The sequence below is a fragment of the Streptomyces sp. NPDC033270 genome, assembly GCF_055576575.1.
Window position 1 is genome coordinate 173,523 of sequence record NZ_JBVIRA010000021.1, and the last position, 14,897, is coordinate 188,419.

13 protein-coding genes are annotated in these 14,897 nt (G+C 70.5%); 4 read left to right on the forward strand and 9 right to left on the reverse strand.

What is annotated here, in order from left to right:
* On the reverse strand, positions 1–450 hold the full coding sequence (locus ACZ5XZ_RS27060; protein WP_468982461.1) for a nitroreductase family deazaflavin-dependent oxidoreductase: 450 nt from the start codon (positions 448–450) through the stop codon (positions 1–3).
* A gap of 230 nt (positions 451–680) precedes the next feature.
* Here ACZ5XZ_RS27060 and ACZ5XZ_RS27065 point away from each other — a divergent pair, with 230 nt between their 5' ends.
* Complete coding sequence (locus tag ACZ5XZ_RS27065; protein WP_468982464.1) at positions 681–2,162, forward strand: APC family permease; 1,482 nt, start codon at positions 681–683, stop codon at positions 2,160–2,162.
* Here ACZ5XZ_RS27065 and ACZ5XZ_RS27070 read toward each other — a convergent pair.
* The 7 genes from ACZ5XZ_RS27070 to ACZ5XZ_RS27100 all read right to left on the reverse strand — a co-directional run bounded on the left by ACZ5XZ_RS27070 (position 2,138) and on the right by ACZ5XZ_RS27100 (position 8,301).
* Positions 2,138–3,592: a SulP family inorganic anion transporter gene (locus ACZ5XZ_RS27070; protein ID WP_468982465.1), complete on the reverse strand. Its 1,455-nt coding sequence runs from the start codon at positions 3,590–3,592 to the stop codon at positions 2,138–2,140. The genes ACZ5XZ_RS27065 and ACZ5XZ_RS27070 overlap by 25 nt on opposite strands.
* Positions 3,593–3,609: 17 nt before the next feature.
* A complete protein-coding gene (locus ACZ5XZ_RS27075; protein WP_468982467.1) occupies positions 3,610–4,212 on the reverse strand; it encodes a carbonic anhydrase in 603 nt (200 codons plus the stop codon).
* A gap of 93 nt (positions 4,213–4,305) precedes the next feature.
* Positions 4,306–4,722 carry a hypothetical protein gene (locus ACZ5XZ_RS27080; RefSeq protein ID WP_468982470.1) on the reverse strand — a complete coding sequence of 139 codons (417 nt, stop codon included), beginning with the start codon at positions 4,720–4,722 and terminating at the stop codon, positions 4,306–4,308.
* Positions 4,723–4,891: 169 nt separating this feature from the next.
* Positions 4,892–6,196, reverse strand: coding sequence for an MFS transporter (locus ACZ5XZ_RS27085; RefSeq protein ID WP_468982471.1), 1,305 nt, complete (start codon positions 6,194–6,196; stop codon positions 4,892–4,894).
* Positions 6,197–6,224: 28 nt separating this feature from the next.
* Positions 6,225–6,740, reverse strand: a complete 516-nt coding sequence (locus ACZ5XZ_RS27090) for a glycine-rich domain-containing protein (protein ID WP_468982473.1) — start codon at positions 6,738–6,740, stop codon at positions 6,225–6,227.
* A 41-nt stretch (positions 6,741–6,781) separates the two neighbouring features.
* Positions 6,782–8,020, reverse strand: a complete 1,239-nt coding sequence (locus ACZ5XZ_RS27095) for a hypothetical protein (protein ID WP_468982475.1) — start codon at positions 8,018–8,020, stop codon at positions 6,782–6,784.
* 125 nt (positions 8,021–8,145) lie between these two features.
* Entirely contained in the window at positions 8,146–8,301 is a 156-nt protein-coding gene (locus ACZ5XZ_RS27100) for a hypothetical protein (RefSeq protein WP_384440414.1), read from the reverse strand.
* Between the two features lie 417 nt (positions 8,302–8,718).
* On the opposite strand from ACZ5XZ_RS27100, the gene ACZ5XZ_RS27105 reads away from it, so the two are divergent.
* Positions 8,719–10,449 (forward strand): hydrogenase maturation protein, encoded by a 1,731-nt coding sequence (locus ACZ5XZ_RS27105; RefSeq protein WP_468982478.1) that lies wholly within the window; start codon positions 8,719–8,721, stop codon positions 10,447–10,449.
* Between the two features lie 85 nt (positions 10,450–10,534).
* On the opposite strand, the gene ACZ5XZ_RS27110 is transcribed toward ACZ5XZ_RS27105, so the two are convergent.
* On the reverse strand, positions 10,535–11,074 hold the full coding sequence (locus ACZ5XZ_RS27110; protein WP_468982480.1) for a winged helix-turn-helix domain-containing protein: 540 nt from the start codon (positions 11,072–11,074) through the stop codon (positions 10,535–10,537).
* A gap of 1,034 nt (positions 11,075–12,108) precedes the next feature.
* On the opposite strand from ACZ5XZ_RS27110, the gene ACZ5XZ_RS27115 reads away from it, so the two are divergent.
* Together ACZ5XZ_RS27115 and ACZ5XZ_RS27120 are read left to right on the forward strand one after the other, a co-directional pair.
* Positions 12,109–13,065, forward strand: a complete 957-nt coding sequence (locus tag ACZ5XZ_RS27115) for a hypothetical protein (protein WP_468982484.1) — start codon at positions 12,109–12,111, stop codon at positions 13,063–13,065.
* A 255-nt stretch (positions 13,066–13,320) separates the two neighbouring features.
* On the forward strand, positions 13,321–14,772 hold the full coding sequence (locus ACZ5XZ_RS27120) for an amino acid permease (protein WP_468982487.1): 1,452 nt from the start codon (positions 13,321–13,323) through the stop codon (positions 14,770–14,772).
* Positions 14,773–14,897 lie beyond the last annotated feature (125 nt).

Sequence of the window (14,897 nt, forward strand, 5' to 3'; positions counted from 1 at the left end):
TCAGTCGTGCGGTGTGGCCGCCGGCTCCAGCACGAACACCGGGATCACCCGGTCCGTCTTGCGCTGGTAGTCGTCGTAGTCGGGGTACGCCTCGACCGCGCGCCGCCACCACTGGGCCTTCTCCTCGCCGGTCACCTCACGCGCCGTCATGTCCTGCCGCACCGGGCCGTCCTGCAGCTCCACCCGGGGGTCCGCGACGACGTTGTGGTACCAGACCGGGTGCTGGGGCGCGCCGCCCAGGGAGGCCACCACGGCGTAGGTGCCGTCGTGCTCCACCCGCATCAGCGGGCTCTTGCGGATCTTTCCGCTCTTCGCTCCCCGGGTGGTGAGGACGACGACGGGCATCCCGCGCATCGTGGTGCCCTCCGTGCCGCCCGAGCTCTCATACAGTGCGACCTGATCGCGCACCCACTGCGCCGGGCTCGGTTCGTACTCACCCTGAAGAGGCATGCTGTCCGTCCCATCTGCCAAGACACGAGTGGTGACCGGTGTGGTAACGACCGGTCACCGCCGACCGGGTTGTGCGGGTCACCGGCGAGCGGCAGGCGCGCGCCGGTGATCGCCTGACCTTCGCTCAACAAGCAAGGCGCGCGCAATCATCCCGGCCCCGCCGCCGTGTCCTGAACGCGCCGTCCGTCGCGCCCTTCCGCAGGCCGTGCCGCCGCCCTACGGTCTCGCGCATGACCACCCAGCGGTTCACTCCCGGCTCCGCCGCGCCGCCCGCCGCCCACACCACCCTCGAACGGAACGCCATCGGCACCGGTGACCTGGTCTTCTTCGTCGTGGCCGCGGCCGCCCCACTGACCGTCATGGCCGGTGCGGCGCCGGTGGCGATCGCGATGGCCGGCCGGGCGGCGCCGCTGGGCTACCTCCTGTCCGGGCTGCTGCTGACCGTCTTCGCCGCCGGCTTCACCGCGATGAGCCGCTACGTCCGCAACGCCGGCGCGTTCTACGCCTACGTCGGGCGCGGGCTCGGCCGGGCGGCCGGCGCCGGTTCGGCGTATGTGGCCCTGCTGTCGTACAACGCCATCGAGGTCGGTCTGCTCGCGGTCTTCGGACGGTTCACCGCGTCGGGGTTCCAGGCGCTGACCGGTGTGCAGGTGCCCTGGTGGGCCTGGGCGCTGGCCGGTCTCGTGGCCATCGCCGTCCTCGGCTACCGCAGGGTCACCCTGAGCGCCAAGGTGCTCGGTGCCGCGCTCGTGCTGGAGGTGTTGATCCTGCTCGTCTTCGAGGTCGCGGTGTGCGCGCACGGCGGCGGGCCCGACGGACCGCAGTTCGGGGCGCTCTCGCCGGAGCACCTCGGCACCGCGGGCGCCGGCGGTATGTTCGTGCTGTCCGTCGGCGCGTTCATCGGCTTCGAGGCCACCGCGATCTACGCCGAGGAGGCACGCCGACCGGAGCGCTCGGTGCCGCGCGCCACCTATGCGGCCGTCGGATTCCTCGCGCTCTTCTACACCTTCACGGTCTGGACGATCGTCAACGCCTACGGGGCGGACCGCGTGCAGGCGGTGGCCAACGGCGGTGCGGGCACCGACATGGTCTTCGCCGCCACCGGGCGGTTCGCCGGTGCCTGGGCCGCCGACGCGATGCACGTCCTCATCGTCACCAGCACCTTCGCCGCCACCCTCGCCTTCCACAACGGCGCCACCCGCTACTTCTACGCCCTCGGCCGGGAAGGTCTGCTGCCGCGCCGCCTGGGCACGGTCACCGCGCACAGTCGGTCCCCGGCCGCGGCCGTCCTCCTGCAGTCGGCGATCGCCCTGCTCGTCGTTCTCGCCACGGTTCTCACCGGCCGAGACCCCTACGCGGTCACCTTCCTGTGGACCAGCGGCACCGGGATCCTCGGTGTCATGCTGCTGCAGGCGCTCGCCGCCCTCGCCGTCGTCGGCTTCTTCCGCCGCGACCGCCGGGGGCTGCCCGCCTGGCGCGTGCTGGCCGCGCCGCTGCTCGCCGTGGCCGGCCTGGCCACGGTGATCGTGCTGGTCTGCGCCGACTTCGGCCTGCTGACGAACGCGCCGACGGGTACCAACATCGCACTGCTGGTACCCCTGCCGCTCGCCTTCGCGCTCGGTTCGGCCGTGGCGCTGCGGGTCCCGGCCCGCCGCGCCCCTACGGCGCGGCGAGCCGGGACCCGTGGTCAGGACACCAGCTCCACCGTCTGACGGCTACGGCGGTGCTGCTCCTCCCAGTTCGTCAGCGCCGCGCCACAGGCGTGGTCGAGATGGCGCAGCCCGCTCAGGTCGAGCCGCACATCGCGGTCGGCGGGCAGCGCCTCGAGCTGGTCGAGGATCTTCGGCAGCCGCAGGAAGGTGGCGTTGCCGACGGCCCGTACCAGCACCGGCTCGTCCTCGTCGGCCGGGGTGTCGACCTCGAGGTGGACATGGGAGGTCTCCCAGGCCGTCTTCACGACGGCCATCAGCAGACCGATCAGGACGCCCTCGAACATGTTCACCGTGACGATCGCGATGGCGGTGACCAGCAGCACGACCGCCTCACCGCGGTGTTCGCGCCACAGCGGCCGCAGCGCGCGCACCGGGATGAGCTTGCAGCCCGAGTACACCAGGACGCCCGCCAGCGCGGCCAGCGGCACCACGCCCAGCGCGGCCGGGAACGCCGCGGCGAACACCAGCAGCCAGACCCCGTGCAGCACCCGGGAGGCCTTGGTCCTCGCGCCCGCATGGACGTTGGCGGCGCTGCGCACGATGACCGCGGTCATCGGCAGCGCACCGAGCACACCGCATACGGCGTTGCCCGCGCCCTGGGCCATCAGCTCCTTGTCGTAGTCGGTCTTCGGCCCGTCGTGGAGCCGGTCGACGGCGGCGGCGCTGAAGAGGGACTCGGCCGAGGCGATCAAGGCGAAGGCCACCACCGTGCCGATCACCCCGATGTCGGCGAGCCGGCCCAGGTCGGCGAGGCCGGGAGGCTGGATCGCGTCCAGCAGCCCGCTGACCTCGACCCGGGCGACCGGCAGGTCCAGCACCCAGACCGCGGTGGTGGCGAGCGCCACCGCGGCCAGCGGCGCGGGCAGGATCCGTGCCGCGCGCCGCCAGCGGGGCCACAGCACCAGGACGGCGATGGTGCCGGCGCCGATGGCGAGCGCACTCAGCGCGGTCTGGGACCGTACGGTGTCGGCGACCAGGCCCGGCAGCGAGCCGATGTTGGCCAGTCCGCTGCCCGGCGCCTTGGCGTCGGTGAGGGCGTAGAGCTGTCCGGCGATCAGCACCAGACCGATGCCGGCCAGCATGCCCTGGACGACGGCCACCGAGATCGCCCGGAACCAGCGCCCCAACTTCAGTGCGCCCATGGCCAGTTGCAGGGCGCCCGCGGCCAGCACCAGCGCCCCCAGCGCGCTGACGCCGTACTCCTTGACGGCCTCGAAGACCAGCACCGTCAGACCCGCGGCCGGGCCGCTGACCTGCAGGCTGCTGCCGGGGAGCAGGCCGGTGAGCAGTCCGCCGACGATACCGGTGACGAGTCCCAGCTCGGCCGGTACGCCGGAGGCGACCGCCACCCCCACACACAGCGGGACGGCGACCAGGAAGACGACGAGGGAGGCGGTGAAGTCCGCCCGGAACGAGGTGAGTTGCTTCATGAGGGTCACCTGTGCCTTCACAGCGGGAGGAACAGGTCGGTGGCCGGATGGTGGGCGGCCACCATGCCGGTGTGGACTTCGTAGAACCAGCCGTGCAGGTTCACCTCGCCGGCGGCCAGCCGCTCCTGGACACAGGGGTAGCCGCGCAGCCGGTCGAGCTGTTCGCGCACATGCTGCTGGACCGCGGCGGAGACGGTGGGCTCCGCGTCGTCGGGCAGTTGGTCGGAGAGCTGCTGTGCCAGCCAGTCGCGGACGGCGGGCGCACCGGTCAGGTCCTCGCCGCGGGCCTTGGCGCCGACCGCGCCGCAGTGCGAGTGACCGCACACCACGATGTCGGCCACCTGCAGCACGCGCATCGCGTACTCGATGGTGGCGGCCTCCGCGCAGGCCGCCATGCCCTCTTGGTAGGCGGGGACGGCGTTGCCCGCCGTCCGCAGTTCGAACAGTTCGCCGGGCCGCGCGCCGGTGATCAGGGACGGCACGACACGGGAGTCGGAGCAGGTGATGAACAGGGCGAGGGGCGACTGGCCGGCCGCGAGCCGGCCGTAGGTCTCCTGCTCCTCACGCCGGTCGGCGATACGGGCCGTCAGGCCCCGGGCATGCTGGATGAAGGTCTCCACTGGGAGGTCTCCTGCTGATGAGGTGTGCCACTGTGGGGGTGGTGGCGGAAACATGCGAGGTGCGGAGGGTGCGGCAGACCGCCACGACCGCCCTCAGCAGCGGAAGACGCAGTGCAGGACGGGGAGTCTCTCCGGTCTCGACGCGGCCTTGGTCGAGCTGCGTGCGGGAGCGGGGTCGGTCTCCTCGGCGCCGTGGCGCAGCCGGTCGACGTTGCCGTACGGCAAAGGCCGGCCGCCGTGCCGGGGGACCCCGACGGCGGTGTGCGCGGAGCCGCGGGCCTTGCCGCGCTCGTTCTCGCGCTTGGTCTTTTCCTCGTTGTTGTCGCCGACGGGCTGGGCGGACTTGGTGCCCGCGGGCTGGCCGGCTTTTGCGGTGGCAAGTGCGGGCGCACTGGCGGCCGTTGACGCACCGCCGAGCAGGAACGCCAGGATCACGGCGAGGACGGCCAGCGCGGAGCGGCACGCGCGCAGCGCCGGTGTGCAGGGTATGCCGGTGCCCTTCCGCGTCATCGCTCCCCCGTGGATCGTCCACACGACTAAAACGTCCCCCAATAGTGCATCACATAGGTTTCCCGTGTGCTAACGAGAAATGACATCAAGTTTCAAGACATTCTCGGATGTTGCGGCAGGTGTCGGAAGTGACGTCCGGGTACCCGCCTGCCGTCGCTGCCGGCCGGGTTCAGGCCCGCTCGGTCTCCGTCCGCGGTGCCGCGGGAGCCGCAGCGGTGGCCGCGGGCCGTCTGGCGGCCCAGGCGACGAGGGGCACGATCGCCAGCGCGAGGATGCCGCCGGACAGCGCCAGCGTCGGAAATCCCCCGGCCACCACGACCAGCCCCGAGGACGCGCCGCCGGCCGCGCCGGCGACGGCTATGCCGACGTCCACCAGGCCCTGCGCCGCGGCCCGGTTGGCGGGCGGCAGTGCGTCGGTGACGATGGCGGTGCCGCTGACCAGGCCGAAGTTCCAGCCGAGGCCGAGCAGCATCAGTGCCGTGGCGAGCGCGGGTACGGAGTGCGGTGACGCCGTGGCCGCGACGACACCGGCCGCCAGCAGGGTCACCCCGGACGCGGCGGCGGTCCACAGCCGGCCGACCCGGTCGACGAGCAGTCCGGTCAGGGGCGACGGCAGGAACATCGCGCCGACATGGAGGGCGATGACGAACCCGGCCTCCTGGGTGCCGTGCCCGTGTGCGCGCATGTGCACGGGGGTCATCGTCATGATCGCGATCATCACGAGCTGGGTGAGGACCATGACCAGCGTGCCCATGACCACCCGCCCGCGCTGCGGGGGTGGGGCCGGCCGGTCGTCCGCCCCCGGGGCGCCGTCGGTTGCCTGCGAGGCCTTCTCGGCCAGCGTCTGGGCCAGTCGCAGCGGATCGGGCCGCAGCAGGAAGGCGAGGACGATCCCGGCCGCTCCGAACGCCGCGGTGGCCAGCATGAACGGCCCGGCGAGGCGCGGGATGCCCCAGGAGTGCGCGAGCTGACCGGTCAGCGTGACCAGGTTGGGGCCGACCACCGCGCCGAGCGTGGTGGCGAAGAGCACCGTGCTCACCGCGCGGCCGCGGCGCGCGGGGGAGGCCAGATCCGCTCCCGCGTAGCGCGCCATCAGGTTCGTCGCGGTGCCGGCCCCGTACACCAGCAGGCCCAGGAAGAGCAGCGGAGCGCTGTCGACGGCGGCCGCCGCGACGACGCCGAGGCTGCCGAGCGCCCCGGCGCCGTAGCCGAGCGCGAGCCCGGGGCGCCGGCCCCAGCGCCGGCAGATCCGGCCGATGCCCACGGCGCCGAGCGCGGACCCGGCGGTGAACAGCGCGCTGGGCACGCCCGCCAGACCGGTCGAGCCGAGCATCTCCTCGGCGAGCAGTGCGCCGACGGTGATTCCCGCGGCGAGGCCCGCACCGCTGAGGATCTGGGAGAAGACCAGCACGGCCAGAATGCGCCGCTGTTCGGGGATTTCGCGCATGGCGGGCGCGCCGTTCCTGGCCGTCATGGTTCCTTTCCGATCGGGAGGGTGTCTGCTACGCGGTCGACACGGGTTCGAGTGCCGCGATGTCCGAGAGGGACAGGTTCATCTGCTGGTGCAGGAAGCGCACGATCGTCCAGTGCGGCAGTGCGCCCTCGTCGAACGGGCCGAACTCCCGGCAGTACAACGGGATCCAGCGCAGGGCCTCTTCGAGCGCCTGCTCCCGGCCCGGCTCCTGCTGGTAGTCCTCATAGGCGATGCTGCGGTGTTCGATGAAGCACCGTCCCGGAAGCCGTTCCTCGCACAGGGCACGGTATTCGCGGGTCTGCAGTATGAGGTAGTGCCATATCTCGTCGATTTCCTGCTCGACCGGCAGGAACAGTCCGCCGAGCTGATCGCGGTGCCGGGAGACGAGGTAGAGGTACCGCAGGCATTCGGTGACCTGCCGCGTCACGAACTCACGGGAGAGTTCCGGGTCCTTGGCGGTGAAATGGTCCACCACCTCGGTGTACAACGCGTCTGTGAGCAGGTCCCTCAGATCGTCGGCGGATATCCGCGGGCGGCTGGTCATGACTCTCCTGTGCGAAGGTGGGGTCGGGTGCGGTGCGCGGTTCAGGCGCCGTTGGCGAGCCAGGCGTACTTTCCCGACCGCCCGATGGGGATATGCGCGCGGTGTTCGATCCGGCAGCGTCGTCCGGTCAGTTCACCGACGCCGTGCTCCAGCGCCGCGGCCTCCGCGTCGCCGAGGGGCGCGCCGTGGAACGTGGTGTACGCCAGCAGCGCCTCAAATTCGCCGGTCAGCTGCAATTGGTGCACGAAGACGTGCGAGGACGCCTCGCCGATGCACCGGTCGAGATCGCCCTGGGCGACCGGCCCGTGCGGGGTGCTCAGCAGTTCCTTTTGGCGGCCGCAGAATTGGGCGATCCTCGACGGGTCCGGTGTGCCGTCCAGCGTGCGTACGCAGTCGCCCGAGCGGTAGCGGATCAAGGGCATGAAGGGGTTGCGCACACTGGAGACGATGAGCTCGTACATCGTGCTTTCCGGTGCGACCGGGTGGAGTTCGACGCTCATTTTGTCGAGGTGCGGCCAGTAGGTGCCGCGTCGGTCGCTGAAGTAGAGATAGCCGAGCTCGGTGCTGCCGAACAGGTCGATGACGGGGCAGGCGAAGTGCTGGTGCAAAAAGCGCTGGACGTTCACCGGGGTGTATTCGTAGGCGTGGATGATGCTGGCGGGCGGCGGGAAGTCGTCCCACAGCCCCCATTCGCTGACTTTGCGCACCAGATGCGCCAGGTGGTAGCCGGAGCAGTCGAGGTGGTACCAGCCGCGGGGGTGCGCCTGCCGGGCGGTCCGGATCTCGGCGAGCATCCGCACGACCTCGTCGCGCTCCCACAGGGCCGGGTCGAGCCGCAGGTTGAGATAGCAGGTGCGCTCGTCGAGCCGCCGGTCGTCGAGGGTGGGCACCGGCCGGGGCGGTACGCCGCTGCGGGCGGCGTTGACCCGTGCCACATGCTCCGTCGCCAGCACCGTGGTCAGCGACACCCGCCGGCAGCCCGACTCCCAGGTGTCGGCGATGTCGGGGTGCTCGCGCCACAGCTGGTAGTAGGAGCGCAGCAGGAAGTACGGGGGCCGGATGATCTGCATGCGGGCGTGGTTGGTGCCCGTGGACAGGACGAACTCCGCCTCGCCGGCCTCCAGGGCCGCGGCCAGCCGGGGCGTCATCCAGTTGTCGGGGAAACCGCGCGCGATCTCCGGCTTGTCGAGTACGGGGAAGTGCCCCTTCGCCAGCGACTCGCGGTAGAGGGGGATGTCGCGGATCTGCTCGATGACCTCGGCGGTCGGCTGACCATCCATGGATTCCTCGTCAAGGCTCGAAAGAACGGTGCCCTTGGGGGCGCATGCGGGGGCGGTGCCCGGAAGGGGGCGGCGGCCGGCAGCGCCGCCGGTGCCCCCTCCCGGGTCCCTCAGCGGATACGGCGTCAGGAGATACAGCCGGCCTTCGGCGTGGCGCTGATGCAGCCGGACTTGGGCGCCGCGCTGATGCAGCCGTTCTTCGCCGCCTGCTGTGCGGAGTTGGCGGCGAGCCAGTTCTGCCAGACGTTGTCCTGAGCCATCTTCTTGATGAGCTGTTCCATGGGAGACCTCCGGGAAGAGTGCGGAAGACGTGTGGGGCACAGCGCTGACCTGCACTGATGCCATAGCCAAGAAGGTAAAAGTGTTACCAAGTGAATGTCAATCAAAGGCAATGTCGACGCGGGTGGAAGTGTGGCCGGTGCGCCAACTTTGGCGAGATTCCGTCGAGTTGATCAACGACGGGAACCAAGTGACCCGCAGTCATGTCACGCCCGAATTCTTCGGTTTCGACTCGTTGGCGGGCATCATTCCCCTGCGGTATCTACGCCGGCATTACGCCGCATTGCGGCCGTATTGCGCCGCACGGCGGACGCCGATCGGGTGACCTGCCGCGCACGTCCCAAAGGCCGTCGGGCGCCGCGGTGGAACGATCACTACCGGTTACCCGCTCACCGGTCCCGGCCCCAAGGGAGTCTGCTGTGCGAATTCTGCTCATCGCCGGCGCGTTCAACAGCCTCACGCAGCGCGTCCACGCCGAACTCGGCGATGCCGGACACCATGTGCGGGTGGAGCTGGTGACCCGCGAGACCCCGCTGCTGGAGGTCGTACGCCGGCATTCCCCCGAACTGATCGTGGCGCCGATGCTCAAGACGATCGTGCCCCGCGAGGTGTGGTCCGCATACACCTGCCTGATCGTGCACCCGGGACCCGTCGGCGACCGCGGGCCGTCCTCGGTGGACTGGGCGGTGCACCTGGGCGCGGACCGCTGGGGCGTCACGGTCCTGCAGGCCAACGAGGAGATGGACGCCGGCGACGTCTGGGCCGCGGCCGACTGCCCCGTACCCGAAGTGGGCAAGAGCGATCTCTACCGCAACGAGATCGCCGACGCGGCGGTCGAGGCGGTGCTCTCGGCCGTCGACCGGGTGGCGTCCGGCAGCCATCGCCCGCAGCCCCAGGACACCCTGCCCGACGCCGCGAAGCCCGGCCGCCCCCGGCCGCCCCTGCGCCAGGAGCAGCGCCGGATCGACTGGCACCGCGACCCCACCGGCACCGTCGTACGCACCCTGCGCGCGGCCGACTCCCAGCCCGGCGTACGGGACGAACTGCTCGGCGACACCTGGTTTCTGCACGGCGGCCACCCGGAGGACACCCTGACCGGCCGGCCGGGCGAGCTGCTCGCCACCCGATGTGGCGCGATCTGCCGGGCGACGGCCGACGGGGCGGTGTGGATCCCGCAACTGCGCCGGCCGCGCCGCCCGGGGGAGCCCGGCACCTTCACCCTGCCCGCCACGCTCGCGCTGGGCGAGGACCTCCCGCCGCTCCCCGAGGTCCCGGCCCCGCTCGATCCCGGCGACGGCCCCCGCACCTGGAGCGACATCCGCTACCGCGAGGACGGCCCGGCCGGATTCCTGGAGTTCTCCTTCCCCGGCGGCGCCATGAGCACCGACCACTGCCGGCGGCTGCTGGCCGCCTACCGCCACGCCTGTACCCGGCCGACGTCCGTGCTGGTCCTCGGCGGCCGCCGGGACTTCTTCTCCAACGGCATCCACCTCAACGTCATCGAGGCCGCCGCCGACCCGGCCGAGGAGTCCTGGGCCAACATCAACGCCATCGACGACCTGGTGCACGCCGTCCTGACCACCACCGACCGGCTGGTGGTCGCCGCGCTGGGCGGCAACGCGGCCGCCGGCGGGGTGATGCTGGCGCTCGCCGCGGACGAGGTGTGGTGCCGCTCGGCGTCGGTGCTCAACCCGCACTACCGGCTGATGGGCCTGTACGGTTCGGAGTACTGGACGTACACCCTGCCGGGCCGGGTGGGCTCCGAGGTGGCCGGGCAACTCACCGCACGCGCCCTGCCGATCACCGCCGCGACCGGGCAGCGGCTCGGGCTGGTGGACCGGATCGTCGACTGCCCGCCCCAGGAGTTCGCGTCCCGGACCGCTCACCTGGCGGCCCGGCTGGCGTCCTCGCCCGCGGTCCAGGCCCGTATCGCCGGCAAGAAGGCCACCCGGGAGCGCGACGAGGCCGCACGTCCGCTGCACGCCTATCGCGAGCAGGAACTGTCCCGTATGCGCGACATCTTCTTCGACCCGGAGCAGCCCTACCACGCGCTGCGACGGGCGTTCGTACGCAAGGAGCCCCTGGCCGGCACGCCCTCGCACCTCAACGCCGCCGCGCCGGGACCGGGGGCGGATCCGCGGTTCCGCTGAGCCCGAAGGCCGGTGGCCGAGGTCCCCCCCAGGCCACCGGCCCGTTGCGCGCACGAGCGGCGTCCGCCGCCCTGCCGGCGCCGGGTTACGTGACCGGCAGGTACTTGTAGCCGATACCGAAAACCGTGCTGATGGAGTCGCGCAGCCCGGGACCCAGGCGCCGGCGCAGCCGGGCGATGTGGACATCGACGGTGCGGGTACTGGACTGGCAGCTGGGCCAGACCGCGGCCATCAACTGCTCCCGGGTGAAGGCGCGCTGGGGATGCAGTACCAGGTGGGCGAGCAGATCGAATTCCAGCCGTGGCAGGCAGACTTGGCGGCCTCTGATGAAGACGGTCCGGGCCGCGGTGTCGATCTGGATCGGCTCGGGCCGGGCGACTCGGGCGGCCGGGGCCGGATCCATGGAGCCCGACGGCTCCTCACGCGGTGGTGCCAGAATGATGTGGACCTCGTCCGAGGGCAGGCGGTGCACCGATACGGGTTCCAGGTCGTGCAGGGTCAGTTGCCACTTGCCGTCGGGGAGCCGGTCGACCGCCAGGGGTGGCCCTTCGCCGGGCCCGGCTATCGCCGGACGGCCGAAGCCGGTCTCCGGTCGCCACGCAAGCGGGGTCGTCGAGGAGTTCATAAACATGATCTGGGCCCATTCCTCTTGCAAAGCAGGCGTGTACGGACAGACATGGCGGTGCTCGACGTTCAAGGTGTGCAGGTGTTGCGCAGCAGTGCGCGACGCAGCCCGGGGTCGAGGCGGTGGACGGCGAGCTGGCACCTCCGTCGCAGGTGCGCCCAGCGGGGGCGATCGCTCCGGTCGTGCCGTGGGAACGCTCGCGTCCACGCCTGTGGTCGGCCATGACGTGGTGCGATGCCGCGGCCTCCGGTCCAGTCGAACGCTACATGTGATCGAGCGGTTCCGGAAAGTAGCTTCCGCTAATTTCGGTTGCTCTTGAGCCGATTCCGTGTTTGCGCGGAGCCGCGTCGGGCGGCGGAGCGGCAGGCCGCGTCCGGGCGGGCCGTTGTTTCCTTCCGTAAGCGCACGGGAAATTGAGGGAACGCTGTGAGATGGCGGCCGCCCGCCCTGACTTCCATGCCGCGCCGCCCACCCGTCCGGCATGGCTCAAAACCGTCGGCCAGCTGGTCGTGATCCATGGATGGTTGTCGGATGGTCTGTACCTGTCGGTGTTGTCGTGGTGGGGTGCGCGGCGGGCGTCCGACCGGTCGTTCGCCGCGCGCGGCGCGGTGGGCGTCGTTCCGTTCGCCGTGTGCCGTCGGCGCAGCCCTCGCCCCGGGGGCTCGATTCCGGCCTTCACCGGTCCGCCGGCTCGCGCTCAAGTCGGCGGATGCGGAGGGGTATCGGTTGTTGATGTCCGTTTGTGAAGGGCTTGTGAAGGTGTGAATATGCCAAATAACTGACCTGTAGTGGCTGCGACTCCGAGGGGTGGCAAACCGGAGGGCCTCCGGGAGTCGGCCGGAAAGTGGTTTCCTTTTCAATTTCATCGCGGCGAAACGGTGCGGAACCAGATATTCCAGACGACTGTTTTCGCAATGAGTTGAGGGTGAGTAGGGTGTGCCCCGCTGTCACTTGACCGGTGACAGGGTCCAGTTGAATTCGGCGCGACTGGAATGCGGTGTGGGGGATGACGCCTTCGTGACCGGGAGGGGACCATGACGGCCGGCTCTTTCGAGGGGCAGTACGTATGGAGTCCGGCGGCCGACGACCGGGCGCTGGCACGGGCGTGCATGGACGTCAGGGCCGGCCGGTATCTCAGCGCGCACGAGGTGCTGAAGGAGGCCCGGGAGGACTTCGAGGTACGCGCCCACCGCTCGCTCGTCCTGGCGTCCGTGGCCGCCGACTCGGACCTGGCGGAGCGCTGGCTGGCCGAAGAGCCGGGGCCGGAGGCGGCGTTGCTCTGGGCGCGGGTGGCGATGCTGCGCACCCTGCGCATGGCCGATGCCGGGGACCGGAGGCAGGGGGCGCTGGCCCGGATAGCGCAGACGGCGTGCGAGCGGGCGGCGAAGGAGCTGCCCGAGGACCCCACCCCCTGGGTCGCCCAGCTGGCACTGGCCCGCCTCGACCGCCACCAGGACCCCGCGCCGCAGGGGCTGCTGACCGCGCCGACCGGTCCGTGGTACCTCTTCGCCCACATCCTCCGGCTCGACTCCTGGCACCGCGAGGCGCACCACCGCTTCCTGTCGTTCTTCTTCACCCGGTACGGCGGTTCCTCCGGCGCGAGCTGGGACGTCGCCGCGTTCCTGAGCCAGCGGGCCCCGGCCCACTCGCCTCTGCGGCTGCTGCCGCTGGTGGGGCTGGTCGAGGACTACAACCCCTCCGCCCTGCTCGCGGACCGCACATGGGAGCAGCCCCAGTGGATCAGCACCGCCATGGGCATCTACCGCAACTGGTTTCCGCGGGTTGCCGATTACCGCTTCACACCGGTCCTGGACCTGGCGTACCTGGCGCACGCGCTGTTCATGGCGAAACGTGAATTCGAGGCACGGGAGGTCTTCACGGCGATGGGGCCCTATGCCTCGCGCATGCCCTGGAGTGCGTTCGGCGATCCGGCCGAGCAGTTGACCAGGGCCAGACGCTCCTGTGGGCTCCCCGTACCGCATGGCGCCTGAGGGAGTGTGCCGGGCGCTGCCGTACGCCGGTTGCCGGGAGGTGTCGCGTGCATTTCCCTGGAAACGTTCTCAGGCACCTCCACAGCTTCTCCGCATGCGCGCCGAACGTTCGATCCGCTCAACCCGCTCAATTCTCCCCACGAATTCCCCAGAAAGGTTGCGGTTGTGTCCGAGCGTACCTCGCTTACTCGCTCGAAATCCCCTCACCATCCGTCGAGTCCCGTCACCCTCGACGACGACGCGACACTGCACGCCATGGGTTATCCGAGGAAACTGACCCGCAGATTCCGGGCGTTCGACAATTTCGCCATCTCCTTCACCATCATCAACATCATTTCCGGGATCTTCTCCTCCTTCGGTTTCGGGATGAACGCCGGCGGCCCACGGATCCTGATCTTCGGCTGGGTCGCCGTATCGATCATGGTGCTGTTCGTCGGCGCCGCGATGGGTGAGATCGCCTCCGCCTACCCGACCAGCGGCGCGCTCTACTTCTCGGCCGGCAAGCTCGCCAAGCGGCACAAGGGCGCCTGGTCCTGGTACACGGGCTGGCTGAACTTCGTCGGCCAGGTCGGCGGCACGGCCGCCACCAACTTCGCCGCCGCCACCTTCATCCAGGCATTCATCGCCATGCAGTGGCCGTCCTACGAACCGACACCGCAGCAGACGGTCGGCATCACCGCGGCCATCCTTCTCGTCCAGGCGCTGGCGAACACTTATACGGTGCGGCTGGTCGCGCTGGTGAACCGGATTTCCGTGTGGTGGCTGCTCATCGGCCTGGTGGTGATCGTCGGCGCGCTGACCCTGATACCCGAACACCATCAGTCGCCTTCCTTCGTGACCCACTTCGTCAACAACACCGGCTTCACCCACGCGATGTACGGCGGAATGCTGGGCCTGCTCGTCACCAGCTGGACCTTCACCGGTTTCGACGGCAGCTTCCACATGTCCGAAGAGACGGTGAAGGCGACGGTCAACGCGCCCAGGGGCATCATGCGGGCCATCACCTGCTCCGCGATCACCGGGCTGATCCTGATGCTCGCCCTGGTGTACGCAATCCGCGACTACGGCCATGCCGCGACCGCCGAAGCGCCGCCGGTGCAGATTCTCGTCGACGCGCTCGGCCAAAGCACCGCGAAGTTCCTGCTGTTGATCGTTATCGGCGCCATGCTGTTCTGCGGACTCGCCAACATGACCAGCAATACCCGGCAGATCTTCGCCTTCTCACGCGACGGCGCCATGCCCGGCTCGCGGTGGTGGCATTCGGTCTCCGCCCGCACCCGTACCCCCGTCAAGGCCGTCTGGCTCGCGGCGGCCTGTCCGCTGGTGCTGGTGCTGCCCGGCTGGTGGTCGCACACCGCCTTCACGGCCGTGGTCAGCGTCAACGTCGTCGGGCTGTTCCTCGCCTACGCGGTACCCATCTTCCTGCGGCTGCGGCTGGACGACTTCCAGGCCGGACCGTGGAACCTCGGCCGCTACGGCAAGCCCGTCGCGGCGATCGCGGTGACCTGGATCCTGGTCAGCAACGTGCTGTTCATGCTGCCCCAGGCGTCCCCGATCACCCCCGCCTCGTTCAACTACGCACCCATCGCGCTGACGGTGGTGCTGATCATCGCGACGGTGTGGTGGTTCGCCACCGCCCGGCGGCGCTTCCAGGGCCCGGTCAGCTACGGCCGCCCCGACGAGGTCGCGGCCATGGACCTCATCTAGGGCCTGTCCGATGGGTCATGGCCGGGTCCGCGGCGTCTGGTGCGGCACCTCGCGGCGTTGCCGGAGCGTCCCGATAGCTCCGCTATCGAGACGCTCCGGCGCCTTGCGATGCACCGCACCAGACG

Bases quoted from the DNA above. Each gene is read 5' to 3' on its own strand.
- ACZ5XZ_RS27060 (WP_468982461.1), bottom strand. From the start codon at position 450: ATGCCTCTTCAGGGTGAGTACGAACCGAGCCCGGCGCAGTGGGTGCGC.
- ACZ5XZ_RS27065 (WP_468982464.1), top strand. From the start codon at position 681: ATGACCACCCAGCGGTTCACTCCCGGCTCCGCCGCGCCGCCCGCCGCC.
- ACZ5XZ_RS27070 (WP_468982465.1), bottom strand. From the start codon at position 3,592: ATGAAGCAACTCACCTCGTTCCGGGCGGACTTCACCGCCTCCCTCGTC.
- ACZ5XZ_RS27080 (WP_468982470.1), bottom strand. From the start codon at position 4,722: ATGACGCGGAAGGGCACCGGCATACCCTGCACACCGGCGCTGCGCGCG.
- ACZ5XZ_RS27085 (WP_468982471.1), bottom strand. From the start codon at position 6,196: ATGACGGCCAGGAACGGCGCGCCCGCCATGCGCGAAATCCCCGAACAG.
- ACZ5XZ_RS27090 (WP_468982473.1), bottom strand. From the start codon at position 6,740: ATGACCAGCCGCCCGCGGATATCCGCCGACGATCTGAGGGACCTGCTC.
- ACZ5XZ_RS27095 (WP_468982475.1), bottom strand. From the start codon at position 8,020: ATGGATGGTCAGCCGACCGCCGAGGTCATCGAGCAGATCCGCGACATC.
- ACZ5XZ_RS27100 (WP_384440414.1), bottom strand. From the start codon at position 8,301: ATGGAACAGCTCATCAAGAAGATGGCTCAGGACAACGTCTGGCAGAAC.
- ACZ5XZ_RS27110 (WP_468982480.1), bottom strand. From the start codon at position 11,074: ATGAACTCCTCGACGACCCCGCTTGCGTGGCGACCGGAGACCGGCTTC.
- ACZ5XZ_RS27115 (WP_468982484.1), top strand. From the start codon at position 12,109: ATGACGGCCGGCTCTTTCGAGGGGCAGTACGTATGGAGTCCGGCGGCC.
- ACZ5XZ_RS27120 (WP_468982487.1), top strand. From the start codon at position 13,321: ATGGGTTATCCGAGGAAACTGACCCGCAGATTCCGGGCGTTCGACAAT.